Here is a 25,360-nt window from a genome sequence, read left to right on the forward strand (position 1 = left end):
GTCTGTCATGGCTCCCGCAGGATCGACGTCGCCGCTCTCACCCGGCGGCCTGGCAGCGCCGCACGGGATTCCCGGTCACCTCGTCGATTTTGTCGAGGCTCTGCGACGACGCGGAATCATGGTCGGCCCGTCCGAGACCGTCGACGCCGGTCAGGTCATGTCCGTTCTCGACCTGCTCGATCGTGGGGCTCTTCGTGAAGGGCTGGCGTGCTCGCTCCTGCGTCGACCTACCCACCGGGCGACGTTCGACGCCGTCTTCGACCTGTGGTTTCCCAAGGCGATCGGTGACCGTGCGGTCGGCGACGTCGACGTCACACTGCCGCGCAAGCCCGATGGCTCGATCGACCTGCAGGCATTGCGTGAGTTGATCGCGGAACTGTTGACGGACGGCAGCGACGAGGCGATGGAGATGACCGAACTCCTGACCGCCGCCATGGTCGAGGAACTCGGGCAGTACCAGTCGAGTAACGGCCCGTCGTTCTCCGCCTACCAGGCACTTCGCGACGTCGCCCCGGAGACGTTGCTCAACAAGATTCTGCAGGGCCTGCTCGGCAACCAGGAGGGCTCCGGGTCCGAGGGCAAGGACAACTCCGACTATCAGTCCGAGGTCGCCAAGCGCACGGCAGCGCAGCGCATCGCGGACTTCCGCAAGATGGTCGAGAAGGAAACGCGTCGACGCACAGCCGAGAATCTGGGTAAGGAACGCGTCGCCACGTACGGCGTTCCGAAACTCGCCGAGGAAGTCGACTTCCTGCGGGCCTCCGACGCAGAACTCACCACGCTGAAGAAGAACGTCGCACCCCTGGCTCGTCTGCTGGCCAGTCGACTCGCCGTGCGTCGTAGCCGCTCCCGCGCGGGTTCGATCGACCTGCGTCGCACGCTGCGCAAGTCCATGTCGACGGGCGGAGTGCCGATCGATCTGGTGCAGCGCAAGCCGAAGCGAGCGCGGCCGGAACTTGTGGTGATGTGTGACGTGTCGGGTTCGGTAGCGGGGTTCAGCCACTTCACGCTCCTGCTCGTCAATGCGTTGCGTGAGCAGTTCTCGCGAGTGAGGGTATTCGCGTTCATCGACACGACCGACGAGGTCACGCGGTTCTTCGACTCGAACGCCGACCTCGGATCCGCGATGTCACGCATGGTGCGTGAGGCCGAACTGATCACCTACGACGGCCACTCCGACTACGGACACGCATTCGGGGTGTTCCAGGAGAAGTTCGCGCAGTCCATCACCAGCCGTACGTCGCTGCTGGTACTCGGCGACGGTCGCAACAACTACCGCGATCCCAACCTTCAGTCGCTGTCGCAGATGGTTGCGGTAGCCAAGCACGCGCACTGGCTCAACCCCGAGCCGAAGGGGCAATGGGGAACGGGTGACTCCGCGGCGAAGGTCTACAACGAGGTCATCAGCATGCACGAGTGCCGCTCGGCCCAGCAGCTCGCCGACGTCGTGTCCAGACTGCTGCCGGTCTGACCCGTAAGCTCGACACTCGTGCAGAAGGGACTATCGGTGGAACGTGCTCGACGCCTCGGAGTGATGGGTGGCACCTTCGACCCCATTCACCATGGCCACCTCGTTGCGGCCAGTGAGGTCGCCGACCGGTTCGGACTCGACGAAGTGATCTTCGTCCCCACCGGACGGCCCTGGCAGAAGCAGGGGAGAGGCGTCAGTCCCGCCGAGGACCGATACCTCATGACGGTCATCGCCACCGCCTCCAACCCGCGGTTTTCCGTCTCTCGGGTCGACGTCGACCGTGAAAAAGTCACGTACACCGTGGACACCCTGCGAGACCTCCGGGCCTACCATCCTGACGCCGAACTCTTCTTCATCACCGGTGCCGATGCGCTGGCCAGCATCCTTTCCTGGCAAGATTGGGAAGAGTTGTTCGCATTGGCGAAGTTCGTCGGGGTATCGCGACCGGGTTTCGATCTCAATGCAGAACACCTGGCCGGTCACCTCGACACCATGCCCGCCGACGCGGTCACGTTGATAGAGATTCCGGCACTTGCCATTTCGTCGACCGAATGTCGTCGTCGGGCAAGTGAAGACCGCCCCGTCTGGTACCTGGTGCCGGACGGAGTGGTGCAGTACATCTCGAAGCGGAACCTGTATCGACCTGTCGACGCGGAGCGCCGCGACGGAGCTACAACGATGTCGGAGCCTGCACCGGGGAAGTCGGAAGCCGTCCCGGGCGCAACCGACTCGAGCTAGCCGAGAACAACAAGTACTTTCTGAAGACGAAACTGGAGAACATCGAGTGAGCGCAAACACCGAAGCCATCGACATGGCACGCATCGCGGCCTTGGCAGCCGACGAGAAGCTGGCCACCGAAGTGGTGGTGCTCGATGTGTCCGAACAGTTGGTCATCACGGACTGCTTCGTGATCGCATCTGCGACCAACGAGCGTCAGGTCAACTCGATTGTCGAGAACATCGAAGACCGACTCCGCGAAGCGGGACACAAGCCTGTCCGCCGCGAAGGCACCCGCGAGGGACGCTGGGCACTGCTCGACTACGCCGACATCGTCGTCCACGTCCAGCACGACGAGGAGCGGAACTTCTACGCTCTCGATCGACTGTGGAAGGACTGCCCGACGGTCGAGGTCGAAGGCCTCGGACAGAACCGTCCCGGCCCCGCCGATGCCAACACGGTGTTCGAGACCGACACGGTTTCCGAGCCGGACGCGCAGGATCCCTCGCTGTGACTTCGTCGGCGCCCAGTGCGGCGTCGAACCCTGTCCGCCGGCTCATCCTGCTGCGTCACGGACAGACCGAATACAACGCCGACTCTCGGATGCAGGGGCAACTCGACACCGATCTGTCGGAGTTGGGACGCACGCAGGCCAAGAGTGCAGGTCCGGTGATCGCCGATCGCAGACCGTTGACGATCGTGTCCTCGGATCTGCGTCGCGCGTATTTCACAGCCGTCGCTGTCGGTGACGCCGCCGGACTTCCGGTCCTCACCGACACGCGTCTGCGTGAGACACACCTGGGCGAATGGCAAGGCCTGACTCATCACGACGTCGACGAGCGCACTCCCGGTGTGCGATCTGCCTGGCGGGCGGATGCCACGTTGGCGCCGCCCGGTGGCGAAAGCCGAATCGACGTTGCACATCGCAGTCTTCCTGTCGTTCACGAATTGGTCGAGACGCACCCGGACTGGGCCGAGCGGCCCGTGGTTCTGGTGGCGCACGGAGGCTTGATCGCGGCACTGACAGCGGCATTGCTCGACCTGCCCATCGATCGCTGGGCCGTCCTCGGCGGATTGGGAAACACCAGTTGGGTGCAACTCAGCGGACACGGTGACGTCAAGTCGATCGAGTGGCGACTCGACGTATGGAATGCTTCTGCGAGTGTCGCAAATGACGTCCTCTGAAAGTGCCGACGGGCAGCGCCCCGTCCTCCTCGTACTCGCGGATTCGCTGTCGTATTTCGGCCCCAAAGGCGGCCTTGCGGCAGACCACCCACGGATCTGGCCCAACATCGTGGCCGACGAACTCGGCTGGGACGTCGAGCTGGTCGCCCGTATCGGCTGGACGTGCCGCGACGCGTGGTGGGCACTGACCCAGGATCCTCGTGTGTGGGCGGCGGTGCCGCGGGCAGGCGCCGTCGTGTTCGCGGTCGGCGGGATGGACTCGCTGCCGTCCCCATTGCCTACCGCGCTCCGCGAGACCATTCGCTACGTTCGGCCACCCGCGCTTCGACGCGTGGTGCGCGAGGGTTATCAGTGGCTGCAGCCACGGCTTGCACCACTGGGCCGCCCGGTCGCGCTTCCGCCCAAGCTGAGCGTCGAGTATCTGGAAAGCTCGCGAAATGCGTTGGAGTACATGCGGCCCGAACTGCCGATGATCGCGACCTTGCCGTCGGTTCACCGAAGCGATGCCTACGCGAGCGTGCATGCCGGCCGGCCGGCCGCGGTGTCCGCGATCACCGAGTGGGCTACGGAGAAAGACGTTCCCGTAGTCGATCTCGCGGATGCAGTGCGAGACAACGTCTTTTCCGAGAACGGTAATCCCGACGGAATTCACTGGGGTTGGGACGGTCACGTCGGTGTAGCCCGCGCGATGATCGCTGCGATTCGCGGGGTCGAGTCGCAGAAAACGGTTTCGCCGGAACTGGTTTCGCCGGAACTGGTATCACCGCCGAGCGAAGTCGGGTAGCAGAATGCCGGTCGTCGTCGTCACGGATTCCTCCGCCTGCATCCCGCAGGAGTCGGCCGACGCATGTGGCATTCAGGTGGTTCCGCTCCATGTACTCCGTGACGGCTGCGACTTGCGTGAGGGTGTCGATGCAATGCCGAACGACCTGTCGGGAGTGACAACGGCCGGAGCGTCACCCGCCGAGTTGTCCGAGGCATATGCACGCGCCCTGAAGCTGAGCGACGGCGACGGCGTCCTCGCTGTTCACATTTCACGTCAACTCTCGGGAACGTGGGAAGCCGGACGAGTGGCAGCCCAGGAGTTCGGTGGCGCCGTCCGGATCGTCGACTCGCAGTCCGCCGGAATGGGTTTGGGCTATCCCGCTCTCGAAGCTGCGCGCTTGGCCGAGAAGGGCGCATCACTCGAAGAGGCATACGGCCGGGCGGTCGACGTCGCGAGCCGTGGGCGCTGCTACATCGTCGTCGACAAACTTGATCAATTGCGTCGGGGCGGACGAATCGGAACCGCCGCTGCGTTGCTGGGTACTGCATTGGCGATGAAGCCGATCCTGCATCTGGTGGACGGCAAACTCGTGCTCGGCGAGAAAACACGTACCACCACCAAAGCGCTTGCGCGCTTGGTTGATTCGGCAGTCGAGCGCGCCGGTCTCGGCCGCGTGGCGATAGCCGTGCATCACATGCGAGCACGAGAGCGTGCCGACGGGATAGCGGAACAGTTGGCCGAGCGCATTCCCGATGTAGCGGAATCCGTGGTTACCGACTTCAGTGCGGTTATCGGAGCGCACGTCGGTGTCGGCGCGATCGGTGTTGTGGTGTGCCCGTTGCCGGAGATCGACGCGAACACCTGATCGTTTCTCCACAATCCCCGAGTTCTCCACAGGTCGAAATTCATCGTCTTCGGTGGCCTGGTCCCTCGTTAGCGTCCAGTCATGAGGATCAGCGAGGAGCGTGAGCGGGCGCGTGATCGCCTCGCGGCGATGGACGGAAACTACAGGCAGCGACAAGCCGTCGACGACTTCGAGGATTCAGTGTCTTTCGGGAGGTCCCCCGAGTGGCTCCAGGACTTCGACGAGGACGAATACGAAGTTCCGCCTGACTCGTCCAGGTTCGATCGCCTGCCCGAGCGCTGGCGCGGAACGCGTTGGCGCCCGAGCCGATCGGCGACTTGGGTGTTGGCGATCGTCGCAGCACTGGCCACGGCTATCGGCTTGTTCACCGTGTGGTGGGACTCTCCGAGTTTGCAGGCGGTCCCACCGTTGCCCTCGCCCCACAATGTGACGGCCCAGAATGTGACGGCCCAGAGTGTCACGGAGCAGAGTGTCACTGTCGACGATGGTGAATCAGCGGGTCCCGTACCGACCGCCGTCGTAGCGGAGCAGCCGCCCGAGGCTCTGGTGGTCAGTGTCGTCGGACTCGTGCGCACGCCTGGGCTTGTCAACCTGCATTCGGGCTCGCGCATCGCCGACGCGCTCGCTGCGGCAGGTGGAGTGCTCGACGGAGCGGAGACGGTAGGCCTGAACCTGGCTCAGAAGCTTGCCGATGGTGATCAGATCGTGGTGGGTGCGGCCGATCAGTCCGGTGGTGTCTCAGCGAGTTCGAGTACCACTGCGGGAGGGACCAGCCCCGCCGCTGCGGGGGAATCCGGCGGGGCTGGGCTGGTGAACCTCAACACCGCCACCGAAGCCGAACTGGACGGGCTTCCCGGGGTAGGGCCGGTAACAGCGGCGTCGATCATTTCCTGGCGTACGTCCAACGGGAAATTCACGGACGTAGAACAATTGGGGGAAGTCGACGGTATCGGCCCGGCAAGGTTGGCGAAGCTGCGAGTGCTGGTGTCGGTGTGAACGAATCGGAGGTCCGGCCCGTTCTCGACGCTCGACTGCTTCTGTCGGCCGTCGCCGCGTGGGGAAGTAGCGCGGTGGGGATCCTGTTCGGCGCGGTCGCCGCGTGGGTACTGGCGGTGGCGTGCGCTATTCCAGCGGCAATCCTGGTTGTCGTGGTTGTACGCCGGACATCTGCGGTGTGGGCACGAATCATGTTGGTTGCATTGCTGTTCGGTGCCGGGTGTAGTGCCGTCAGCGGGTGGCGGGCGACCGAGGTCGAGGGGCACCCACTGACCCGGGCTGCCCTCGAAGGAGCCTGGGTGAGTGTCGACCTGGAACCAACTGAGGATCCGCAGGTGGTCTCCGGCGCAGTGGGGCAAGGTCAGGTCTTCTTCAGGGCAACCGTCAATTCGGTGACTGCCCGGAATCACAGGTACTCCGGAGGTGGATTGGTCACGATCCGGGCGCCCAGTTCGTCGTGGCTCGAAGTTGTTCCAGGGCAGAGCCTCACGGTTCGCGGCCGGGCGAGTCAGCCATGGCGTAGCGATTCCACGCTCGCCGTGATCACGTCCGAAGGGCCTCCCGTCGCGGTGGGAGAAGCGCCCTGGTACCAGCGATGGGCGAGTGTGGTGCGCATTCGTTTCGCCGCTGCGTGCTCGGCTGCGCTCCCGCCGGATCAGGCAGGTCTGCTGCCTGGCCTGGTCGTCGGAGACACGTCGTCGCTGTCGCCGGTGGTGAAGGACAACTTCACCGTTGCCGGGCTTTCCCACCTCACTGCGGTCTCCGGCGCCAACATCAGCATTCTGCTGGGGGCCGTTCTGCTGTTGGTCAGAGCGGCGGCACTGAGCCCGCGGGTCGGCGCCGCTTTCGCGCTGGTGGCCCTCGTTGCGTTTGTTGTCGTCGCGAGGCCGTCGCCGAGTGTGCTGCGTGCCTCGGTGATGGGCCTGATCGGCCTGCTCAGTCTGGTCACCGGTCGACGTAAACAGGCGCTGCCTGCTCTTGCCGCAGCCGTCATCGTTCTGGTTGTCGTCATGCCCGAGCTTGCCGTCGACTGGGGGTTTGCGTTGTCGACTACTGCCACGGGCGCGCTGGTGATCATCGCTCCGGTGTGGGTGGACGTGCTTCGCCGACGGGGTTGGCCCCGTTGGTTTTCGGAGATGACAGCTGTCTCGAGTGCTGCGTTTGTCGTGACTGCTCCACTGGTGGGCGCCATGGCGGGAACCTTCAGCGTGGTCACGATTGCAGCGAACATGGCGGTGGCGCCCGTGATCGGACTTATCACGGTATTCGGTGCGGTGATTGCACTGTGCGCGCTGATCTGTCCACCGATCGCGGTGTTCGTCGCGCCACTGGTCCGGCCGCCGATGGGGTGGCTGTTGTACGTGTCCGAGCGGGCGGCGGCTCTTCCCGGAGCGTCGGTGGTGGTGCCGTCGGGGCTCATCGGCGCTCTGGTCGTCGTGGGCGTCTTACTGGCCGCGGCCATGACGCTGTGGAATCGGATTTCGAGGTGGGTGGTCGGCGTCCTCGCGTTGGGAGTCGTTCTAGCCCTGATCTTTCAACACGTGTTCGGCGACAGCCGCATTGCGCCGGGGTGGGTACTGGTGATGTGCGACGTAGGCCAAGGGGACGGTCTTGTGCTCTCGACCGGAGACGGCAGGGTGATCGTGATCGATGTCGGTCCTGATCCCACGTCGATGGATCGTTGCCTGAACATGGTGGACGTCAACGACATCGCTTTGCTGATGATCAGTCATTTTCATGCCGATCACATCGGAGGATTGGAAGCGGTCCTGGCTGGGCGTTCGGTCGCTGCGGTCGGAGTCGGGTCGATGTTGTTGCCGGAGTCAGGTTTTCGGGCAGTGAAGGATGCCGTCGAATCGCAGGCCGTTCCGGTTGTCTCGTTGCGTGCAGGTACCGAGTTGACGTTGGGATCGGTGAACGTGGAGGTTCTCGGTCCGTTGGTTCCGGCTCCCCGCGATGCGAGGGACGGCGCGGACGCCGCCAACGATCAGTCGCTGGTGGTGATGGCACACACGGACGCGGGTCGAATTCTGTTGACGGGAGACGCCGAAGTTGCGGGGGAGGAGGCCGTTCTCCGATCGGGAACGGACGTGAAGGCAGATGTGTTGAAGCTGCCCCATCATGGTTCCCGGACCACGTCGTCGGCATTTCTGGAAGCGGTGCGTCCGAGGTTGACGATGATCAGCGTCGGCGCCGGCAACGGTTTCGGGCACCCGAACGCCGAGGTTCTCGACGAACTGGATTCGTTGGGCGGGGCGGTGGTTCGGACCGACGTCGACGGCACCGTCGCCGTGTACGGCGGGGGCGGCGGGTCTGTGTCGATCGTGTCGGTTCCTCGTGGGACCATCTTCGGGTGAGTAATCCGTCTGGAGTCGATCCGCTGCATCTTGTTCTCGGGGACGACGAGTTCCTGATCGACCGCACGGTATCGCAGCTCATCAGAGCTGTCCGCGGTGACCGCGGCCAGGGTATTTCCGATCTCCCGGTCACCAAGATGCGTGCCGGAGACACCAATGCGCCGGAGTTGGCTGAGCTGCTCAGCCCTTCTCTTTTTGCCGAAGACCGTGTGATCGTCCTGGAATCGGCGGCGGAGGCAGGCAAAGATGCCGTAGCTCTTGTCCTCGAAGCGGCACGCGAGCCTGCGGAAGGCGTCGTTCTGATCGTCGTGCACTCGGGTGGTGGCCGTGCGAAGGCGTTGGCGCCGGCGCTGGAGAAGCTCGGCGCGACGGTTCATGCCTGCGGAAAACTGAACAAGAGTCAGCTTGTCGACTTCGTCCGCGGTGAGTTTCGGACCGCAGACGTCAGGGTTGCGCCCGATGCGATCGCCGCGATGATCGAAAGCGTCGGCTCCAACCTTCGCGAACTTGCGTCGGCCTGCTCACAATTGGCGGCAGATACCGGCGGCAAGATCGACGTCGATGCTGTCCACAAGTACTACTCGGGCAAGGCCGAGGTTTCCGGATTCGATGTGGCCGACAAGGTCATCGTCGGCGATACCCGGGGTGCGCTCGAGGCCCTGCGGTGGGCTGATCAGATCGGAACGGCGCACGTTCTCCTCGCGGATGCCCTCGCTGATGCAGTTCACACCATCGCGAAGGTCGGCCCGTTCGCGCGGGGCGGTGACCCGTTCCGGTTGGCGTCGGATCTCGGTATGCCGCCGTGGAAGGTCAAGAAGGCTATCAAGGAAGTCGGCGGTTGGGATCCCACGTCGATCGGCGCTGCGATGCAGATCGTCGCCGCTCTCAATGCCGACGTGAAGGGCGCCGCAGTCGACTCGTCCTTCGCGCTGGAGATGGCAGTGCGCAAAGTGTGTGCACTGCGGAAGAACTGAGGGCTCGATGTCCCGGTGTGCCGGCGGCCGGCACTAGTTCTGCGACCGTGGCGTCGGCCGTCCGGTAGCCGGGGCGTTCCGCGTCGGCCCGATCGGACACGCAAAATAGCCGCCTGGTCTTTCGACCTGGCGGCTATCGAGACGAACCAATATGACGGCGAACCGTCACAGTGGAAACGTCAGAGCTTGTTGGCAGCCTGCGAGAGTGCAGACTTCTTGTTGGCAGCCTGGTTGGCGTGAATGACGCCCTTGCTGGCTGCCTTGTCGAGCTTGCGGCTGGTGGAGACGAGGAGCTCGTTGGCCTTGTCCTTGTCACCGGCTGCCGCAGCCTCGCGGAATGAACGGATCGCGGTACGCAGCGAGGACTTCACCGACTGGTTACGGAGTCGGGCCGCCTCGTTGGTACGGATTCGCTTCACCTGGGACTTGATGTTGGCCACGCGTAAAATCCTTGTCGTCTTTAGCTGGTTACGGTCGAGAAAGCTGTGGGCGCACTGATGCACCGACTGGCAAGATTACCAGCCGAGGGCCCAAGAACCCAAACCGTCGCACGTTGCGTCTGTCGAGAAGAGTACACCGAGCGCCCGATTTCTCGCCGCGCTGCCGAATAGCCCCACTTGTAGCAGCATGTTGCCCTATGACGCCGCCGCCTTCGAAAAGTTCGAGTAAAACAGGTTCGACCACCACCCGAGCGCGTCCTGCTGCAGTGTTCGACGGATATTCAGACATCGGTCGCTACGAGTTGGCTTTCGACGAGATGTTCGAGCCCGACGGCTCGGTGCGTGCTCCGTACAAGGGTGTGTACAAAGCCCTGGCGCCGACGAGCAGCGCCGACCTCGCCGCGCGCGCAGACGCGCTCGGACGCGCATTCATCGATCAGGGCGTGACGTTCTCGCTGTCCGGGCAGGAACGACCCTTTCCGTTGGATCTGGTGCCACGCGTCATTGCCGCGCAGGAGTGGTCGCGCCTGGAAAAGGGCATCAAGCAGCGTGTGAAGGCACTCGAGCTGTTCCTTGCGGACATCTACGGCGAGCAGCGAATCCTGCGCGATCACGTCCTGCCTCGCCGCCTGGTCACCTCGTGTGAGCACTTCCATCGTGAAGCGGCCGGCATCGTTCCGCCCAACGGTGTGCGTATCCATGTCGCGGGTATCGACCTGGTCCGAGACGAGGCCGGAGAGTTCCGAGTTCTCGAGGACAACCTGCGATCTCCGTCCGGCGTCTCCTACGTGATGGAGAACCGTCGCACGATGACTCGGGTGTTCCCGGATCTGTTCATGTCCCACAAGGTGCGGGCGGTCGGTGATTACGCAACACACTTGCTCAGGGCGCTGCGCGCGGGTGCTGCACTCAACGAAGCGGACCCGACAGTGGTTGTTCTCACACCGGGTATCGCCAATTCCGCCTACTTCGAGCACTCGTTGCTCGCTCGTCAGATGGGCGTGGAACTCGTCGAAGGTCGCGACCTGTTCTGCCGCGACAACATGGTGTACATGCGAACGACGGAGGGCGAGCGCCAGGTCGACGTCATCTATCGCCGCATCGACGACGAGTATCTCGACCCGATGCACTTCCGTCCGGATTCGATTCTCGGCGTTGCCGGCCTGCTGAATGCGGCCCGAGCGGGCAACGTGGTGATCTCGAGTGCCGTCGGCAACGGAGTCGGTGACGACAAACTCGTCTACACCTACGTTCCGCAGATCATCGACTACTACCTCGGCGAGAAGCCGCTCTTGCAGAACGTCGACACATTCCGCTGTTGGTTGGACGAGGAGTGCGAGCAGGTCCTCGACCGCGTCGCCGAACTCGTCATCAAGCCGGTGGAAGGGTCCGGCGGCTACGGAATCGTCTTCGGGCCCGACGCGAGCCCCAAGGAACTGGCTGCGATCACCCGCAAGATCAAGGCAGACCCGCGCGGGTGGATCGCGCAGCCTCTCGTGCAGTTGTCCACGGTGCCGACCAAGATCGACGACGTTCTCTCGCCGCGACACGTGGACTTGCGACCCTTTGCGGTCAACGACGGTGAGGACGTGTGGGTGTTGCCCGGCGGCCTGACCCGGGTGGCGCTTCCGGAAGGTTCGCTGGTGGTCAACTCGAGCCAGGGCGGAGGAAGCAAGGACACGTGGGTGCTCGCAAGCCGCACCTCCGACGAGGATCCTGAGCTCTCCGGTGAGGAACTGGTGTCCGAGCCCCCGGAATCCGCGGAACCGGTGCAGGGCCCCGAACTGAGCACGTCACAACAACAACAACAGCAACAGCAGTGAACACCTCAGAAGTGCCCAGCTACCAAGAACTATCAGCGAACGGAGCGTGGTGACCGATGCTTGCTCGCAACGCAGAGTCCCTCTACTGGATCGGCCGCTACGTCGAGCGCGCCGACGACACCGCTCGAATCCTCGACGTCGCCGTCCACCAACTGCTCGACGACGCCACCGTCGACCCGGACCGCACGTCGCGTCTGCTCCTGCGTGTCCTCGGCATCGAAGCGCCGGAGGAGAAGCTCGACGTACGCTCGCTCACCGATCTGGTTGCGTTCAGCCGCAATCAGGTTGGTTCGATCGTGGACTCGCTGGCAAGTGCGCGGGAGAACGCGCGCGGAGCGCGTGAGGTGACGTCGAGTGAGATGTGGGAGTGCCTGAACACCACGTACAACGGACTGGCCGAGCGTGAACGCGCGTCACGCAGGCTGGGGCCGCACGAGTTCTTCCGCTACGTGGAAGAACGCGCAGCGATGTTCGCGGGCCTGGCGGATTCCACGCTCAGCCGCGACGACGGTTATCGGTTCCTTCTGCTTGGCAGGTCGATCGAACGTGTCGACATGATCGTGCGGATGCTCCTGGCGCGCGCCGGTGACCGCCCGTCCTCGCCGGCGTGGGTCAGTGTGCTGCGCTCGGCGGGTGCGCACGACACATATCTGCGTACGTATCGCGGAGCGCTCGACGCCAATCGGGTGGTCGAGTTCATCTTGTTGGACAGGCTCTTTCCGCGCTCGGTGTTCCACTCGATCAGGCAGGCCGAGAAGTGCCTGCAGGAACTCGACCCGCAGCCGGGCAGTCGCGTCGGAATCCGGGCTGAGGCGCCGCGGCTTCTCGGCCGCGCGCGCAGCGAGCTGGAGTTTCTGCCGCAGGGCGTGTTGCTCGAGGATCTGCAGGGGCGATTGCTCGGTTGGCAGGAAACCTGCCGCGAACTGGGTGAGGCAATTGCTTTGCAGTACTTCCACGCTGCGCCGTGGGTCGCATGGACGGATGCCGGCGCCGCGTATGCGGATTCGACGGTGGAGGGAGAGCTGTGAGCTGGCGAATGAGGGTCGTGCACACCACGGGATATGCGTACGACGCCCCGGTGACGTCGTCGTACAACGAAGCGCGATTGACGCCTCGCGGTGACACCAGGCAGACGGTGATTCTCACGCGCGTCGAAACGCAACCGGCAACGCGGTCCTACCGGTACACCGATTACTGGGGTACCGCGGTGACCGCATTCGACTTGCACGCGCCGCACACGGAGCTGGAAGTGACCGGTCTGTCGGTAGTGGAGACCGAACCGTTCGTTCAACCCGAGGAAACCGTCGACTGGGATGAATTGTCGGGTGAAGCGATTAAAGATCGATTCAACGAGCAACTGAGTTTCACGAGATATGTTCCGCGTGATCGGAAGCTGGCGACAATTGCCAAAGAATTGCGCAAAGATAAATCACCTGAAGATGCAGTAGTCGCTGCGTCGCAATGGGTTTACGGCGAAATGTCATATGTTCCGGGTACGACCGGAGTGCACACGTCGGCGGTCGAGGCCTGGTCGGCCAGGAAAGGTGTCTGCCAGGATTATGCGCATCTGACCTTGGTATTGCTTCGAACGATGGGCATACCGTGTCGTTATGTTTCCGGCTATCTCCACCCCAAACGTGATGCGGCAGTCGGGGACACGGTGGTCGGGGAATCGCACGCGTGGATCGAGGCGTGGACCGGCGCGTGGTGGGGATACGACCCGACCAATGCGATAGCTGTGAATGAACAGCACGTCTCGGTGGGAATAGGAAGGGACTATTCGGATGTGCCGCCTTTGAAGGGAATCTTTTCCGGCGGTCGCTCCACAGATCTCGAAGTTGTTGTGGAGATCACCAGGCTTGCGTAAAGTCCGGCAAATCTAGGCGCGTGAGCATTACTACCGTTCGATGAGAAGAAGGTGGGAATATGTCTCCAACTGCACAGGAATTGACTGAGATCGAACCGATCTCGGATGTGAAGAAGTATGCGGCCGAAGCGGTGGGAACATTTGTGCTCGTGTTCTCCGCAGTCGGAACTGCCGTCTTCGCAGGAGCGAAAGTCGGCAATCTCGGAGTTGCCTTCGCATTCGGCTTGACCCTGCTGTTCCTCGTATATGCGATCGGACCGATTTCCGGTTGCCACGTCAACCCGGCAGTGACTCTCGGCCAATTCGTGATCGGGCGCATCTCGGCCGTCAATGCGGCGATTTACGTTGTCGCGCAGGTGATCGGCGGCTTGGTCGCCGGCGTCGTGATCTACACGGTTGCGAACAGTCTCCCGGCGTACAACCGTGCCGCAGACGGACTGGGCGCAAACGGTTGGGGCGCGCACAGTCCTTCGGCCGAGAAGAATCTTCTCGGACAGGTGGTTTCCGACGGTTACGGCATCGGTGCCGCCATGATCATCGAGATTCTCCTGACCGCTCTGCTCGTCTTCGTCGTTCTCGCGTCGACCGATCAGATCTCGGACGTACCGCTTGCCGGAGTGTCCATCGGCTTCACCCTGGCCGTGATCCACCTGATCTCGATCCCGATCGACAACACCTCCGTCAACCCCGCTCGAAGCCTCGCTGTCGCGCCGTTCCAGGACGGCGCACTGGGTCAGGTGTGGTTGTTCATCGTGTTCCCGCTGATCGGCGGCGCACTCGGTGCACTCATCTATCGAGCACTCTTCGGACGGTTCAACCGTATGGACAGCTGATCGAGACTGCTTCCATCCTTCGGGTCGGCTTCAGCTCCAGCTGAAGTCGGCCCGAAGTTTTGCCGCGACCGCGTCGAACTTCTTGTGATCCATGACTGCGCCCTCCCGGCGTATTCCGCTCTCGGGAACATCGAGTACCCGGTCGAGCCGAACCCAGCTTGGCCGGCCTTCGCCGTCCCACGGGCCCGAACCGATTGCGAGCCAGTCACGTTCACCCTCGCGCTTGCTCTGTGAAGACAACATCAAACCGAGCAGCGTGTCGCCGTCGCGGCCGACGACCAGCACCGGACGGTCTTTGCCCTGGGTCGGATCCTCCTCGTAGGCAACCCAGGTCCAGACGATCTCGCCGGGATCGGCCTTGCCGTCGAGGTCGGGGGAGTACTCCACCTTGCGGGCGCGATGCGCGGTCGGAGACGTCCGCGCGGCGATCGGGCGGCCCGACGGACCCGGCTTCGAGGCAGACGACTGAGATGTGGACGACTGCAACTGGCGCAGCAGTGCAGGCCCCTTCTCCACCGCGAGGGCGCCGAGGGTTCTGCCGATCTGCTTCCACATGCTTGCCATAGCGTTCGAGCATAATCACCCGCCCGTGGGAACCCCTGGTACGGCGGCGCCGAGACTTGGATATCCTGAGGGTTGACAGTGGCCCGGATCCGGGCCGGTGCCGGTCCGACTAAGGGGTCTCCCATCAGCAGCTTCGCCGACAAGACGTTCACGGATCCTGCGCAGATCCGGAACTTCTGCATCATCGCGCACATCGATCACGGTAAGTCGACGCTGGCAGATCGCATGCTTCAGCTCACCGGTGTGGTCGAAGAGCGGGCGATGCGTGCGCAGTACCTGGACCGCATGGACATCGAGCGTGAACGCGGCATCACCATCAAGGCCCAGAACGTTCGTCTGCCCTGGACCGTCGACGGCGAAGAGTTCGTCCTCCACCTCATCGACACTCCCGGCCACGTCGACTTCACGTACGAGGTCTCCCGTGCGCTCGAAGCGTGTGAGGGCGCAATTCTGCTGGTCGACGCTGCTCAGGGCATCGAGGCTCAGACGCTGGCCAACCTCTACCTGGCGATGGAGAAGGATCTCAAGATCATTCCCGTCCTCAACAAGATCGACCTCCCGGCCGCGGATCCCGACCGCTATGCCGAAGAGATCGCGCACATCACGGGCTGCGAGCCCGGCGATGTCCTGCGCGTCTCGGGCAAGACCGGCATGGGCGTCAAGGAACTGCTCGACGAGGTGATCAAGCAGGTGCCCGCGCCCGTCGGCGACTCTGACGGTCCCGCTCGCGCGATGATCTTCGACTCCGTCTACGACGCGTACCGCGGCGTGGTCACCTACGTGCGTGTGGTCGACGGTCGGATCCGTCCCCGCGAGAAGATCACGATGATGTCCACGGGCACCACACACGAACTGCTCGAGGTCGGCATCATCTCGCCCGAGCCGAAGGCCAGTATCGGTCTGGGCGTCGGCGAGGTGGGCTACCTCATCACGGGTGTGAAGGACGTCCGCCAGTCGCGCGTCGGTGACACCGTCACCACAACCCGCAACGGCGCGACCGAACCGCTGGTCGGCTACCGCGACCCCAAGCCGATGGTCTACTCCGGCCTCTACCCGATGGACGGCTCGGACTACCCGGTTCTGCGTGACGCTCTCGACAAGCTCCGTCTCAACGACGCGGCCCTGGCGTACGAGCCGGAGACGTCGGTGGCCCTCGGCTTCGGCTTCCGCTGCGGCTTCCTCGGCCTGCTGCACATGGAGATCACCCGCGACCGCCTCGAGCGCGAGTTCGGCCTCGAACTGATTTCCACTGCGCCCAACGTCGTCTACCGCGTCGTGATGGAGGACGGGGCCGAGGTCATCGTCACCAACCCGTCGTACTGGCCGGAAGGCAAGGTTCGCGAGGTCTACGAGCCCGTCGCCAAGTGCACCGTCATCGCGCCGAGCGAGTACGTCGGCGCCATCATGGAGCTGTGCCAGTCCCGTCGCGGTGAGCTCGGCGGTATGGACTACCTCTCCGAGACTCGCGTCGAGCTGCGCTACGAACTGCCCATGGGCGAGATCATGTTCGACTTCTTCGACGCCCTCAAGTCCCGCACCAAGGGATACGCCAGCCTCGATTACGAGGAGGCCGGTGAGCAGCAGGCTGACCTCGTGAAGGTCGACATCCTTCTGCAGGGCGAGGCCGTCGACGCGTTCTCGTCGATCGTGCACCGCTCCAACGCCGGTGCTTACGGCGGACGCATGACGTCGAAGCTGCGTGAGCTGATCCCGCGCCAGCAGTTCGAGGTTCCCATCCAGGCCGCGATCGGCGCCAAGATCATCTCGCGCGAGAACATTCGCGCGATTCGCAAGGACGTTCTTGCCAAGTGCTACGGCGGCGACATCAGCCGTAAGCGCAAGCTGCTCGAGAAGCAGAAGGAAGGCAAGAAGCGCATGAAGACCATCGGACGCGTCGAGGTGCCTCAGGAAGCATTCGTCGCAGCCCTGACGTCGGAATCGGTCGGCGAGAAGCCCAAGAAGTAGGAGCGCATGGTCACCACCTGGTTGTCCCGAGAGTTCGGAATCGATATCCCCGTTCTCGGGGCACCCATGGGTGGCCGCGCGGGTGGCGCGCTCGCCGGAGCCGTGTCGGCGGCCGGCGGTTTGGGTCTGCTGGGCGCGGCCCGGTACAACACGCCGGAGTGGATCGAAGCGGAAGCCGAAGTCGCTCGGACCGCCGCCGGAAAATTCGGCGTCGGCCTGATGACGTGGTCGCTGCCCGAGAACGAGTTGATGCTCGATGCGGCAATTGCCGTCGAGCCGACCATGATCACCTTGTCGTTCGGTGATCCCGCCGCGTATGTCGGACGTATCCACGAGGCGGGCATTCCCGTTGTGTCCCAGATTAATACGCTCGAGGACCTTCGCATCGTCGAGGCCGCAGGTGTCGACGCGGTGATCGCACAGGGCGGTGAGGCAGGCGGCCACACCGGCCGGATCGGAACCTTGCCGCTGCTGCAGGAGATCCTCGAAGCGACGTCACTTCCGGTTCTGGCAGCCGGTGGAATCGGGACCGGCCGCGGTTTGGCCGCGGTTCTGGCTGCCGGCGGCGACGGCGTGATGATCGGAACGGCGCTGCTCGCCAGTCCGGAGACGGTCGGCCCGGGATATGCCCGCGACCGCGTCGTCGAAGCCGGAAGTGCGGACACCGTCTACACCTCCGTTTTCGACCGTGCTCGCAGTCAGCCGTGGCCCTCGCGGTGGGGTGGCCGTGCTGTGGCCAACGAGTTCACCGCAGCCTGGGACGGAGTCGACGCCGACGACGAAACGCTGGCACAGGCGTACGACCCGTCGGACCCGCACAGTGGAGTCGTCTATGCCGGAGAAGCAGTCGGACTCGTGCACGGAGCCCATCCTGCCGGAGACGTGGTTCGACGCATCGGCGCCGATGCGGAGCGTCTGCTCGCTCGTTTTGCCTGAAAGCAAGGTCGGACACGGCCGGGTCCCATATGAGAAGGTAAGCCTCTACTAACTAGTGGAGGAGTATTTTCGTGCGTGCGATGAAGTTCTCGGCAGTGGCGCTCTTGGGAGCACTGGTCGTGGGTATCAGCGGTTGTTCGTCTTCGGACGCCGACGAGATCGCGGACGGTCGGGTCACCACGATCGATCACAAGTTCGGCGCCACCACGATCACCGGGACGCCGACGCGCATCGTCGCGGCCGACACCCAGTGGCTCGACGCTCTGCTCGAGCTGGGAATCCAGCCGGTGGGTTACCTGTCCGCCGGACCGATGGGCGACGAGCGTGGCCTGTTCCCGTGGGAAAGCGGCGTGGACGCGTCGGCGAAGGAACTCGATCGCTCGGCGATCCAGCAGTTCGGTGTCCCGCTCAAAGCCGAAGAATTGCAGCCTTGGATCCCGATCTGATTCTCGGCGGGTTCTCCGTCGCCGATCAGGACGATTTTGATCAGTTGAGCAAGATCGCTCCGACAATTGCGGGTCTGTCCGAGGTCCAGGTCGATCCGTGGCAGGACCAGGTGGAGATTCTCGGTCGAGTTCTCGACAAGGAGTCGCGAGCCGACGAGATCGTCGAGGCGACAAACGGGCAGATCGACGCGCTCGCACAGCGACTTCCCGGGCTGAAGGGTAAGACCGCTCTTTTGTCGCAGTACGTCTTCCCGACGTCGCAGTTGGTGATCGTCGCCGATCCCAAGGACGGTGCATCGGGACTGTTCACGCGTCTGGGAATGTCGTTGCCGCCCAAGCTGGTCGAAGAGGCCGGCGTCACCGGTGGACGGCTGATGCTCAGCCCGGAACGAGTCGACAGTCTGAGTGCCGATGTAGTGGTGCTGCTGCCGAACGGAGGAACGCTGGGCGACATGATGAAGTTGCCGGGATTCGCTGACCTCCCCGCAGTCAAGAACGGCGGTCTGGCCATCGTGGACTATCCGACTGTTGCCGGGCTGAACACTCCGTCGTCGCTGTCGGTGAAGTACTCACTCGAATCGATCACGCCGCAGCTCGAAGCGGTGGCCGGCTAGACCTGCTGTGCGCCTTTATTAACCGCGGGCGGTTAATAAAGGCGCACAGCAGGGGGTCTAGGTTGCGTTGTGCGCGGGCTGGAAAGCTCCGGCCTCGGCAGCTTCCTCGGCACGGATCACGTGGACCACGGCGTTGATCAGCGCCAGGTGTGTGAACGCCTGCGGGAAGTTACCCAGATGACGACCGGTGTGGGCGTCGATCTCCTCCGCGTACAGCTTGAGCGGGCTCGCGAACCCGAGCAGGCGCTCGCAGAGATGCTTTGCCCGATCCAGCTCGCCGATCTCGACGAGGGCGGAGACGAGCCAGAAGGAACAGATGGTGAACGTGCCCTCCTCGCCGCTCAATCCGTCGTCGGTGGTGTCGACGCGGTAGCGCAGGACCAGCCCCTCCTCGGTGAGCTCGTCGGCGATCGCCAGCACTGTCGCCCGGATACGCGGGTCGTCGGCCGGCAGGAAGCGCAGCAGCGGTGCCAACAGGAGCGACGCGTCGAGTGAATCATGCCCGTAGCGCTGCGTCAGAACTCCACGCGAGTCGACTCCGTGCGCAAGGATATCGGCCTTGATCTCGTCCGCGATGGCCGTCCATTGCTGCGCAAAGCTCTTCTCGCCCTGCATCTCTGCGAGCTTGGCACCGCGATCGAGTGCAACCCAACACATGATCTTCGACGACGTGAAGTGCTGCGGTTCACCGCGCACCTCCCAGATCCCGCGGTCGGGTTGGCGCCAGTGCTTGATCGCTTCCTCGACCTGCTTCTTGAGCAGAGGCCACAGTGCTTCGGGGACACGCTCGCGGGTACGGATGTGGAGGTACACCGAGTCGAGCATGGTGCCCCAGATGTCGTGCTGCTGTTGATCGAACGCCCCGTTGCCGATACGCACCGGACGGGCGCCGTCGTAGCCGGACAGATGGTTGAGTTCGGATTCCTCGAGCGTGCGCTCGCCGCCGATCCCGTACATCACCTGCAAGGGGTGCGGCTGACCGTTGTCCGAACTCGACACGTCGTAGATGAAGTTGAAGAAGTCGTTGGCCTCACGGTCCAACCCGAGCGTGTAGAGGCCCCACAGTGCAAAAGTGGAGTCGCGAACCCACGCGTAGCGGTAGTCCCAGTTACGTTCTCCGCCTGGTGTTTCCGGTAGCGAGGTCGTCGAAGCTGCGAGGAGGGCTCCGGTCGGTGCGTAGGTGAGGCCCTTGAGTGTGAGCGCACTGCGCTGCAGGTATCCGCGCCACGGGTGATCGGGGAACTTGCCGATCGTGACCCACTCGCGCCACGACTTGGATGTCTGCCACATCTTGTCGGCGGCCTCGTCGAACGTCTGCGGCGCGGGAAGATCCGACCACGAGAGCGCGACGTAGACGTTGTCGCCTTCGACCAGCCGTGTTCGGGCCCGTGCCTCACGACCTTCCAGACCCAGTCGTAGGTCGGTGGTCAAGCGCAGAGTGGGATGGTCTCCAGGCTTTGCGGAGCGACACGTTGCCGTCGCCTCTTCGTAGACCTTTCCGGTGTACTCCCAATTCGCCGTGCCGCGGTGATAGTCGAACGCGGGCTCGCAGCTCATCTCGAGTTCGACGGTGCCGCTGACACATTTGACCGTACGGAGAAGGGTGTGTTCGGCATCCCAGTCGGTCGGTGTGCGCTTGTGGGTGTTCGATCGCTTGTCGACGTTGTGCCACGGGCCGAGAACCAGGGCGTCACGGACGACGAGCCAGCCGGTCTCGGTCTGCCAGGTGGTCTCGAGGATCAGTCCACCCGGGAGATAGCGTCTTGCCGCGGGCACGTTCTGGCCGTAAGGGCCGATACGGAAATGGCCTGCGCTGCGGTCGAGGATGGCTCCGAACACGCTGGGGGAGTCCGGGCGGGGAACGCACATCCACTCGACAGATCCGTTACGGGCAATCAGGCACGAGGTTTCGCAATCGGAAAGAAACGCGTAGTCGTCGATCGGGGGAAAGTTGCTTCGATGGTGACCCGTGGAGGCGGGAGGAATCGTCTGCACCACTTCGTCGTCAGCACTCATTCGGCCATCATCCGGCCAGAATCGACACACGTCCAATCCACACGCTGTCGGGACCTCGTCGCCCGAAGGATAGGGTGTTGGCGTGGACCGGATAGCGGATTGGTGGGACAGCTTCGAGCTGTGGATGGCGGGACTCCCGTTCATCCCGCAGGTCGCGTTGGTCCTGATCGTCGTCGTTCCGCTGTGCCGCCTGGTGGCCATCGGTCTGGATCGCGCGTTGGCCGCCGTGCTCGCTCTGCCGCTCTTCGGCTGGTTGCGTAGGAATTCTCGAGAAGTAGAGGAAAGCTGATGCCCCGCTCACGGGTCACTCTCGCCCTGATCGCCCTGATTCTCCTCGTGATCGTCGCGTGGCTTCTCACCCGTTAGTTCTCCCGATTAGAGCGGGCGCCGGTGCTCTGCTAAAGTCCACCGCGTGTCCGAAGCAACAGCTCCCGTAATCCGCCACCAGTTGGCGTTGATTGCTGTCGGCATGCTCGACGTCGCTGACGTCGCCTGTTGTTGATTTCCTGAGTTCGACCTCTCCGGTGGTGCTGCGCACCCCACTCGAACTTCTCTGCGCGTAACTCGCGCCCCCGATTCAGGGCTCATTGCCCGTCGGCTCTCCATGTCTGAACATCCCGATGGAATCAGCCCCAGAGGTCTCGGACTTGTCGTTTGACCAACCCTCGTTTGTCAGTCCTTTCAGGAAGGTATCTGCAATGAAACGCCGTTCCCGCACACTTCTCACTGCTATCGCGACCATGGGGGCCGTGGTACTCACAGCGTGCAGTGGTGGCTCGAGCGACACCGTGGGTGGTGACAGCGCCGCCAGCGACGGTAGCGCCGGCACGATCAACCTGTTCGCCTACGCCGTGCCGAAGCCTGGCTTCGACAAGCTCACCGCAGCCTTCCAGGCGACCGACGAGGGCAAGAACGTCAACTTCAATCCTTCGTACGGCGCCTCGGGCGACCAGTCGCGCAAGGTGAAGGACGGCGCCGAGGCAGACTTCGTCAACTTCTCCGTCGAGCCCGACATCACCCGTCTGGTCGATGCCGGTCTGGTCGATCAGAACTGGAACCAGGACGCCTACAACGGAATTCCGTTCGGATCGGTAGTCACCATCGTGACCCGTCCGGGCAACCCGAAGGGCATCAAGGACTGGGACGACCTGCTCCAGCCCGGCCTCGAGGTAGTCACGCCGAACCCCTTCAGTTCCGGCTCGGCCAAGTGGAACCTCTTGGCGCCCTACGCCGCAAAGAGTGACGGTGGCAAGAACCCGCAAGCGGGCCTCGACTACGTCACCGCCCTGGTCAACGATCATGTCAAGATCCAGCCCAAGTCGGGACGCGAGGCTTCGGAAGCCTTCCTGCAGGGCAGCGGTGACGTTCTGATCAGCTACGAGAACGAGGCACTGTTCATCGAAGGCAACGGCGACCCGGTCGAGCACGTCACCCCGCCCACGACCTTCAAGATCGAGAACCCCGTTGCCGTGATCTCGAACAGCAAGGTCCTCGACAAGGCGACCGCGTTCAAGGACTACCTGTACACGACCGAGGGCCAGACGCTCTGGGCCGAGGCAGGATTCCGTCCCGTCGATCCCGCAGTCGCTGCCAAGTTCACCGACAAGTTCCCCGAGCCGACCAAGCTGTGGACGATCGCAGACCTCGGTGGCTGGAAGGCCGTGGACAGTGCCCTGTTCACCAAGGACACCGGTTCGATCGCAGTGATCTACGACAACGCGACCAAGTAAGACTGACGTGACTGACACTATCGACCCCACCCCCGTGGCTCGTCGGCGAAAACTCGCGCGGGTCACGGGGAGTGTGGGGCCGCTCGGAATCGGTGTCGCCACCCTGTGGCTCTCCGTGATCGTTCTGCTGCCGCTCGCCGCGTTGACCGCCACGGCGTTCGACGAGGGGATCTCCGGATTCTGGGACGCCGTCACCGCACCCGTTGCTTTGGCGTCGCTACGCGTGACGTTGTTCGTCTCGATCATCGTGGCACTGATCAACGTCGTGATGGGCACGATCATCGCGTGGGTCCTGGTCCGGGACGAGTTCCCGGGCAAGCGCATCGTCAACTCGATGATCGATCTGCCGTTCGCTCTGCCGACGATCGTGGCGTCGATCGTGTTGCTGTCCCTCTACGGACCGCAGTCGCCGATCGACATCCACCTCAACGCAACCCAGCCCGGACTGATCGTGGCTCTGGCTTTCGTGACCTTGCCATTCGTCGTCCGTTCGGTGCAGCCGGTGCTGATGGAGGTTGACCGCGAAGTCGAGGAGGCCGCTGCGTCCTTGGGCGCTTCCAACTGGACGATCTTCCGCTCGGTCGTTCTTCCGACGCTGGCGCCTGCTGTCATCTCCGGCGCGGGGCTCGCGTTTGCCCGCGCGATCGGTGAATACGGTTCGGTCGTCCTGATCGGCGGCAATATCCCACGCGTGACCCAGATGACGTCGCAGTTCATTCAGCAGCAGATCGAGATCGATCGGCCTACCAACGCCGCTGCCGTCTCGGTGGCGTTGCTCGCCATCGCATTCGTGACGTTGTTCGTCCTGCGAATCTTCGCTTCGCGGGGACAGCGACGTGAGGAGAGTTCCCGATGAACGTGTCCAGAGGATCGAAAATCGGTCTGCGGACCATCGCTCTCGTCTACTTGTTCGTGTTGTTGGTCGTGCCGATCGGCGTGATCCTGACGCGAACGTTCGAGAACGGAATCGGCCCGTTCCTCGAATCGATCACGACGCCGGCAGCGATCTCGGCGCTGAATCTTTCGCTGATCATCGTGGCGATCGTGGTCCCGATCAATGTCGTGTTCGGTGTGGTCACGGCTCTGGCGCTCGTGCGTGGGCGTTTCCCGGGGCGGGGCGTACTGCAGTCGGTGGTCGACCTGCCCTTCGCAGTCTCGCCCGTCGTCGTCGGTGTGTCGTTGATCCTTCTGTGGGGTGCCAACGGTTGGTTCGGCGGCATCGAATCGTTGGGGTTCAAGGTCATCTTCGGTTTGCCCGGCATGGTGATCGCGACGATTTTCGTGACGCTGCCCTTCGTCGTCCGGGAAGTCGAACCTGTACTTCACGAGATCGGCGACGAGCAGGAACAAGCTGCCGCGACGCTCGGTGCCTCGGGCTGGCAGACGTTCTGGCGGATCACCTTGCCCGCGATCCGCTGGGGCCTGACATACGGAATCGTGTTGACGGTGGCGCGTTCGCTCGGTGAATTCGGCGCAGTCATCATGGTCTCTTCCGGCTTCCCCGGGGTATCCCAGACACTGACATTGCTGGTGCATTCGCGATACATCGACGACCACAACACCTTTGGTGCGTATTCGGCGGCAACGCTGCTGATGGGCATCGCCATCATTGTCCTGTTGCTGATGACGCTGCTGGACCGTAAGAGGAGCACCACATGATCACAGTGACCGGGGCCCGCAAGAACTACGGTGATTTCGCGGCGCTCGACGACGTGACGGTCAACATTCCCTCGGGTTCGTTGACGGCATTGCTCGGGCCCAGTGGCTCGGGAAAGTCGACGTTGCTGCGTTCGATCGCAGGGCTCGAAGAACTCGATTCGGGAACCATCACCATCGCAGGCAAGGACGTCACCGGCGTCTCGCCGCAGAAGCGAGACATCGGTTTCGTGTTCCAACACTACGCGGCGTTCAAGCACATGACGGTGCGGGACAACGTGGCGTTCGGGCTCAAGATCCGCAAGCGCCCGAAGCCGGAGATCGAGAAGAAGGTCAACGAACTACTGGGGATCGTCGGCCTCGACGGCTTTCAGCATCGGTACCCGGCGCAGCTGTCCGGTGGTCAGCGTCAGCGCATGGCGTTGGCGCGCGCTCTGGCTGTCGACCCGCAGGTGCTTCTGCTCGACGAGCCCTTCGGCGCGCTCGACGCGAAGGTTCGTGCCGACCTGCGCACCTGGTTGCGTCGTCTGCACGACGAGGTGCACGTCACCACCGTTCTGGTCACCCATGACCAGGAGGAGGCTCTCGACGTGGCAGACCGTATCGCGGTGCTGAACAAGGGTCGGATCGAGCAGATCGGCGAACCAGCCGACCTGTACGACCGCCCGTCGAACGACTTCGTGATGTCCTTCCTCGGATCCGTCGCGAAGCTCAACGGGCAGCTGGTTCGTCCGCACGACATCCGCCTCGGCCGCGATCCGAGCATGGCTCTCGCTCAGGAATCGGGTACGGCCGAGTCCCTCGGCGTCACACGCGCCACCGTCGAGCGCGTCGTGTACCTCGGCTTCGAGGTTCGCGTGGACCTGCGCAACGAGGCAACCGGTGAGCTCTTCTCGGCTCAGGTCACGCGCGGTGACAGTGCAGCGCTGCATCTCGAGGCGGGGGAGACGGTGTACGCCCGGGCAACCCGGGTGCCGGATCTGCCGGAGACACCGGTGTCGACGCCGGTGCAGGAGCCGGTCACGGTGAGTGTCGTCGGCCAGGTATGACCTGCTCGCCCTGATTGCCCAGTTCTACCCCCACCCATAGCTGAGCGAACGGCACTTTCGGTCTCCTGATGGCGCCGAACGTGCCGTTCG

26 protein-coding genes are annotated in these 25,360 nt (G+C 63.6%); 23 read left to right on the forward strand and 3 right to left on the reverse strand.

Annotation, left to right across the window (positions count from 1 at the left end; translation table 11 throughout):
- Nucleotides 1-7: 7 nt before the first annotated feature.
- The 9 genes from DBV08_RS25135 to holA all read left to right on the forward strand — a co-directional run bounded on the left by DBV08_RS25135 (nt 8) and on the right by holA (nt 9,331).
- A complete protein-coding gene (locus DBV08_RS25135) occupies nt 8-1,471 on the forward strand; it encodes a VWA domain-containing protein (protein ID WP_124569242.1) in 1,464 nt (487 codons plus the stop codon).
- 18 nt (nt 1,472-1,489) lie between these two features.
- On the forward strand, nt 1,490-2,209 hold the full coding sequence (gene nadD / locus DBV08_RS25140; RefSeq protein ID WP_095969742.1) for a nicotinate-nucleotide adenylyltransferase: 720 nt from the start codon (nt 1,490-1,492) through the stop codon (nt 2,207-2,209).
- A gap of 46 nt (nt 2,210-2,255) precedes the next feature.
- Nucleotides 2,256-2,702, forward strand: a complete 447-nt coding sequence (gene rsfS / locus DBV08_RS25145) for a ribosome silencing factor (protein WP_003944502.1) — start codon at nt 2,256-2,258, stop codon at nt 2,700-2,702.
- Nucleotides 2,699-3,373, forward strand: coding sequence for a histidine phosphatase family protein (locus DBV08_RS25150; protein ID WP_124569243.1), 675 nt, complete (start codon nt 2,699-2,701; stop codon nt 3,371-3,373). Before rsfS ends, DBV08_RS25150 begins: the two co-directional genes overlap by 4 nt.
- Nucleotides 3,360-4,157, forward strand: coding sequence for a diglucosylglycerate octanoyltransferase (octT, locus tag DBV08_RS25155; RefSeq protein ID WP_124569244.1), 798 nt, complete (start codon nt 3,360-3,362; stop codon nt 4,155-4,157). Before DBV08_RS25150 ends, octT begins: the two co-directional genes overlap by 14 nt.
- A gap of 4 nt (nt 4,158-4,161) precedes the next feature.
- The gene (locus DBV08_RS25160) at nt 4,162-5,004 is read left to right on the forward strand and encodes a DegV family protein (RefSeq protein WP_124569245.1); all 843 of its coding nucleotides are present in this window, start codon (nt 4,162-4,164) and stop codon (nt 5,002-5,004) included.
- An 81-nt stretch (nt 5,005-5,085) separates the two neighbouring features.
- Nucleotides 5,086-6,000, forward strand: coding sequence for a ComEA family DNA-binding protein (locus tag DBV08_RS25165; protein WP_124569246.1), 915 nt, complete (start codon nt 5,086-5,088; stop codon nt 5,998-6,000).
- On the forward strand, nt 5,997-8,357 hold the full coding sequence (locus DBV08_RS25170; protein ID WP_124569247.1) for a ComEC/Rec2 family competence protein: 2,361 nt from the start codon (nt 5,997-5,999) through the stop codon (nt 8,355-8,357). The genes DBV08_RS25165 and DBV08_RS25170 overlap by 4 nt, the downstream gene beginning before the upstream one ends.
- Entirely contained in the window at nt 8,354-9,331 is a 978-nt protein-coding gene (gene holA / locus DBV08_RS25175) for a DNA polymerase III subunit delta (RefSeq protein WP_095969746.1), read from the forward strand. The genes DBV08_RS25170 and holA overlap by 4 nt, the downstream gene beginning before the upstream one ends.
- 179 nt (nt 9,332-9,510) lie before the next feature.
- On the opposite strand, the gene rpsT is transcribed toward holA, so the two are convergent.
- Nucleotides 9,511-9,771, reverse strand: coding sequence for a 30S ribosomal protein S20 (rpsT, locus tag DBV08_RS25180; RefSeq protein WP_003944567.1), 261 nt, complete (start codon nt 9,769-9,771; stop codon nt 9,511-9,513).
- A gap of 197 nt (nt 9,772-9,968) precedes the next feature.
- Here rpsT and DBV08_RS25185 point away from each other — a divergent pair, with 197 nt between their 5' ends.
- From DBV08_RS25185 to DBV08_RS25200, 4 genes are read left to right on the forward strand one after another with little or no spacing between them, the layout of a single operon-like run.
- On the forward strand, nt 9,969-11,594 hold the full coding sequence (locus DBV08_RS25185; RefSeq protein WP_095969747.1) for a circularly permuted type 2 ATP-grasp protein: 1,626 nt from the start codon (nt 9,969-9,971) through the stop codon (nt 11,592-11,594).
- Nucleotides 11,595-11,650: 56 nt separating this feature from the next.
- Entirely contained in the window at nt 11,651-12,622 is a 972-nt protein-coding gene (locus tag DBV08_RS25190) for an alpha-E domain-containing protein (protein ID WP_095969748.1), read from the forward strand.
- Between the two features lie 8 nt (nt 12,623-12,630).
- Entirely contained in the window at nt 12,631-13,461 is an 831-nt protein-coding gene (locus DBV08_RS25195) for a transglutaminase family protein (RefSeq protein ID WP_095969749.1), read from the forward strand.
- A 59-nt stretch (nt 13,462-13,520) separates the two neighbouring features.
- Nucleotides 13,521-14,294 carry an aquaporin gene (locus DBV08_RS25200; protein WP_042952240.1) on the forward strand — a complete coding sequence of 258 codons (774 nt, stop codon included), beginning with the start codon at nt 13,521-13,523 and terminating at the stop codon, nt 14,292-14,294.
- Nucleotides 14,295-14,324: 30 nt separating this feature from the next.
- On the opposite strand, the gene DBV08_RS25205 is transcribed toward DBV08_RS25200, so the two are convergent.
- On the reverse strand, nt 14,325-14,858 hold the full coding sequence (locus tag DBV08_RS25205) for a type II toxin-antitoxin system PemK/MazF family toxin (RefSeq protein ID WP_030536620.1): 534 nt from the start codon (nt 14,856-14,858) through the stop codon (nt 14,325-14,327).
- Between the two features lie 72 nt (nt 14,859-14,930).
- On the opposite strand from DBV08_RS25205, the gene lepA reads away from it, so the two are divergent.
- The 4 genes from lepA to DBV08_RS33005 all read left to right on the forward strand — a co-directional run bounded on the left by lepA (nt 14,931) and on the right by DBV08_RS33005 (nt 18,819).
- Complete coding sequence (lepA, locus tag DBV08_RS25210) at nt 14,931-16,823, forward strand: translation elongation factor 4 (protein WP_124569248.1); 1,893 nt, start codon at nt 14,931-14,933, stop codon at nt 16,821-16,823.
- Between the two features lie 6 nt (nt 16,824-16,829).
- Nucleotides 16,830-17,759: a nitronate monooxygenase family protein gene (locus DBV08_RS25215; protein ID WP_124569249.1), complete on the forward strand. Its 930-nt coding sequence runs from the start codon at nt 16,830-16,832 to the stop codon at nt 17,757-17,759.
- A 71-nt stretch (nt 17,760-17,830) separates the two neighbouring features.
- Nucleotides 17,831-18,205: a hypothetical protein gene (locus DBV08_RS33000; RefSeq protein ID WP_260395749.1), complete on the forward strand. Its 375-nt coding sequence runs from the start codon at nt 17,831-17,833 to the stop codon at nt 18,203-18,205.
- Nucleotides 18,190-18,819, forward strand: a complete 630-nt coding sequence (locus DBV08_RS33005) for an ABC transporter substrate-binding protein (protein ID WP_260395750.1) — start codon at nt 18,190-18,192, stop codon at nt 18,817-18,819. The genes DBV08_RS33000 and DBV08_RS33005 overlap by 16 nt, the downstream gene beginning before the upstream one ends.
- A gap of 57 nt (nt 18,820-18,876) precedes the next feature.
- Here DBV08_RS33005 and DBV08_RS25225 read toward each other — a convergent pair whose 3' ends face one another.
- Nucleotides 18,877-20,835 (reverse strand): glycoside hydrolase family 15 protein, encoded by a 1,959-nt coding sequence (locus DBV08_RS25225; protein ID WP_003944557.1) that lies wholly within the window; start codon nt 20,833-20,835, stop codon nt 18,877-18,879.
- Between the two features lie 82 nt (nt 20,836-20,917).
- Between DBV08_RS25225 and DBV08_RS25230 the strand changes: the two genes are divergently transcribed.
- The 6 genes from DBV08_RS25230 (at nt 20,918) to DBV08_RS25250 (ending at nt 25,270) form a co-directional block, all read left to right on the forward strand.
- On the forward strand, nt 20,918-21,124 hold the full coding sequence (locus tag DBV08_RS25230) for a hypothetical protein (RefSeq protein WP_003944489.1): 207 nt from the start codon (nt 20,918-20,920) through the stop codon (nt 21,122-21,124).
- Nucleotides 21,125-21,247: 123 nt separating this feature from the next.
- Nucleotides 21,248-21,337 carry an Ms4533A family Cys-rich leader peptide gene (locus DBV08_RS33170; protein ID WP_309599318.1) on the forward strand — a complete coding sequence of 30 codons (90 nt, stop codon included), beginning with the start codon at nt 21,248-21,250 and terminating at the stop codon, nt 21,335-21,337.
- 196 nt (nt 21,338-21,533) lie between these two features.
- Entirely contained in the window at nt 21,534-22,565 is a 1,032-nt protein-coding gene (locus DBV08_RS25235) for a sulfate ABC transporter substrate-binding protein (RefSeq protein ID WP_003944569.1), read from the forward strand.
- 7 nt (nt 22,566-22,572) lie between these two features.
- Nucleotides 22,573-23,421 (forward strand): sulfate ABC transporter permease subunit CysT, encoded by an 849-nt coding sequence (gene cysT, locus DBV08_RS25240; protein ID WP_124569250.1) that lies wholly within the window; start codon nt 22,573-22,575, stop codon nt 23,419-23,421.
- Complete coding sequence (gene cysW / locus DBV08_RS25245) at nt 23,418-24,224, forward strand: sulfate ABC transporter permease subunit CysW (protein WP_003944503.1); 807 nt, start codon at nt 23,418-23,420, stop codon at nt 24,222-24,224. Before cysT ends, cysW begins: the two co-directional genes overlap by 4 nt.
- Nucleotides 24,221-25,270: a sulfate/molybdate ABC transporter ATP-binding protein gene (locus DBV08_RS25250; RefSeq protein ID WP_007731046.1), complete on the forward strand. Its 1,050-nt coding sequence runs from the start codon at nt 24,221-24,223 to the stop codon at nt 25,268-25,270. Before cysW ends, DBV08_RS25250 begins: the two co-directional genes overlap by 4 nt.
- Nucleotides 25,271-25,360: the final 90 nt, after the last annotated feature.

It is taken from the genome of Rhodococcus sp. KBW08 (genome assembly GCF_003852455.1).
In the GTDB taxonomy this organism is placed as follows: Bacteria; Actinomycetota; Actinomycetes; order Mycobacteriales; family Mycobacteriaceae; genus Rhodococcus_F; species Rhodococcus_F baikonurensis.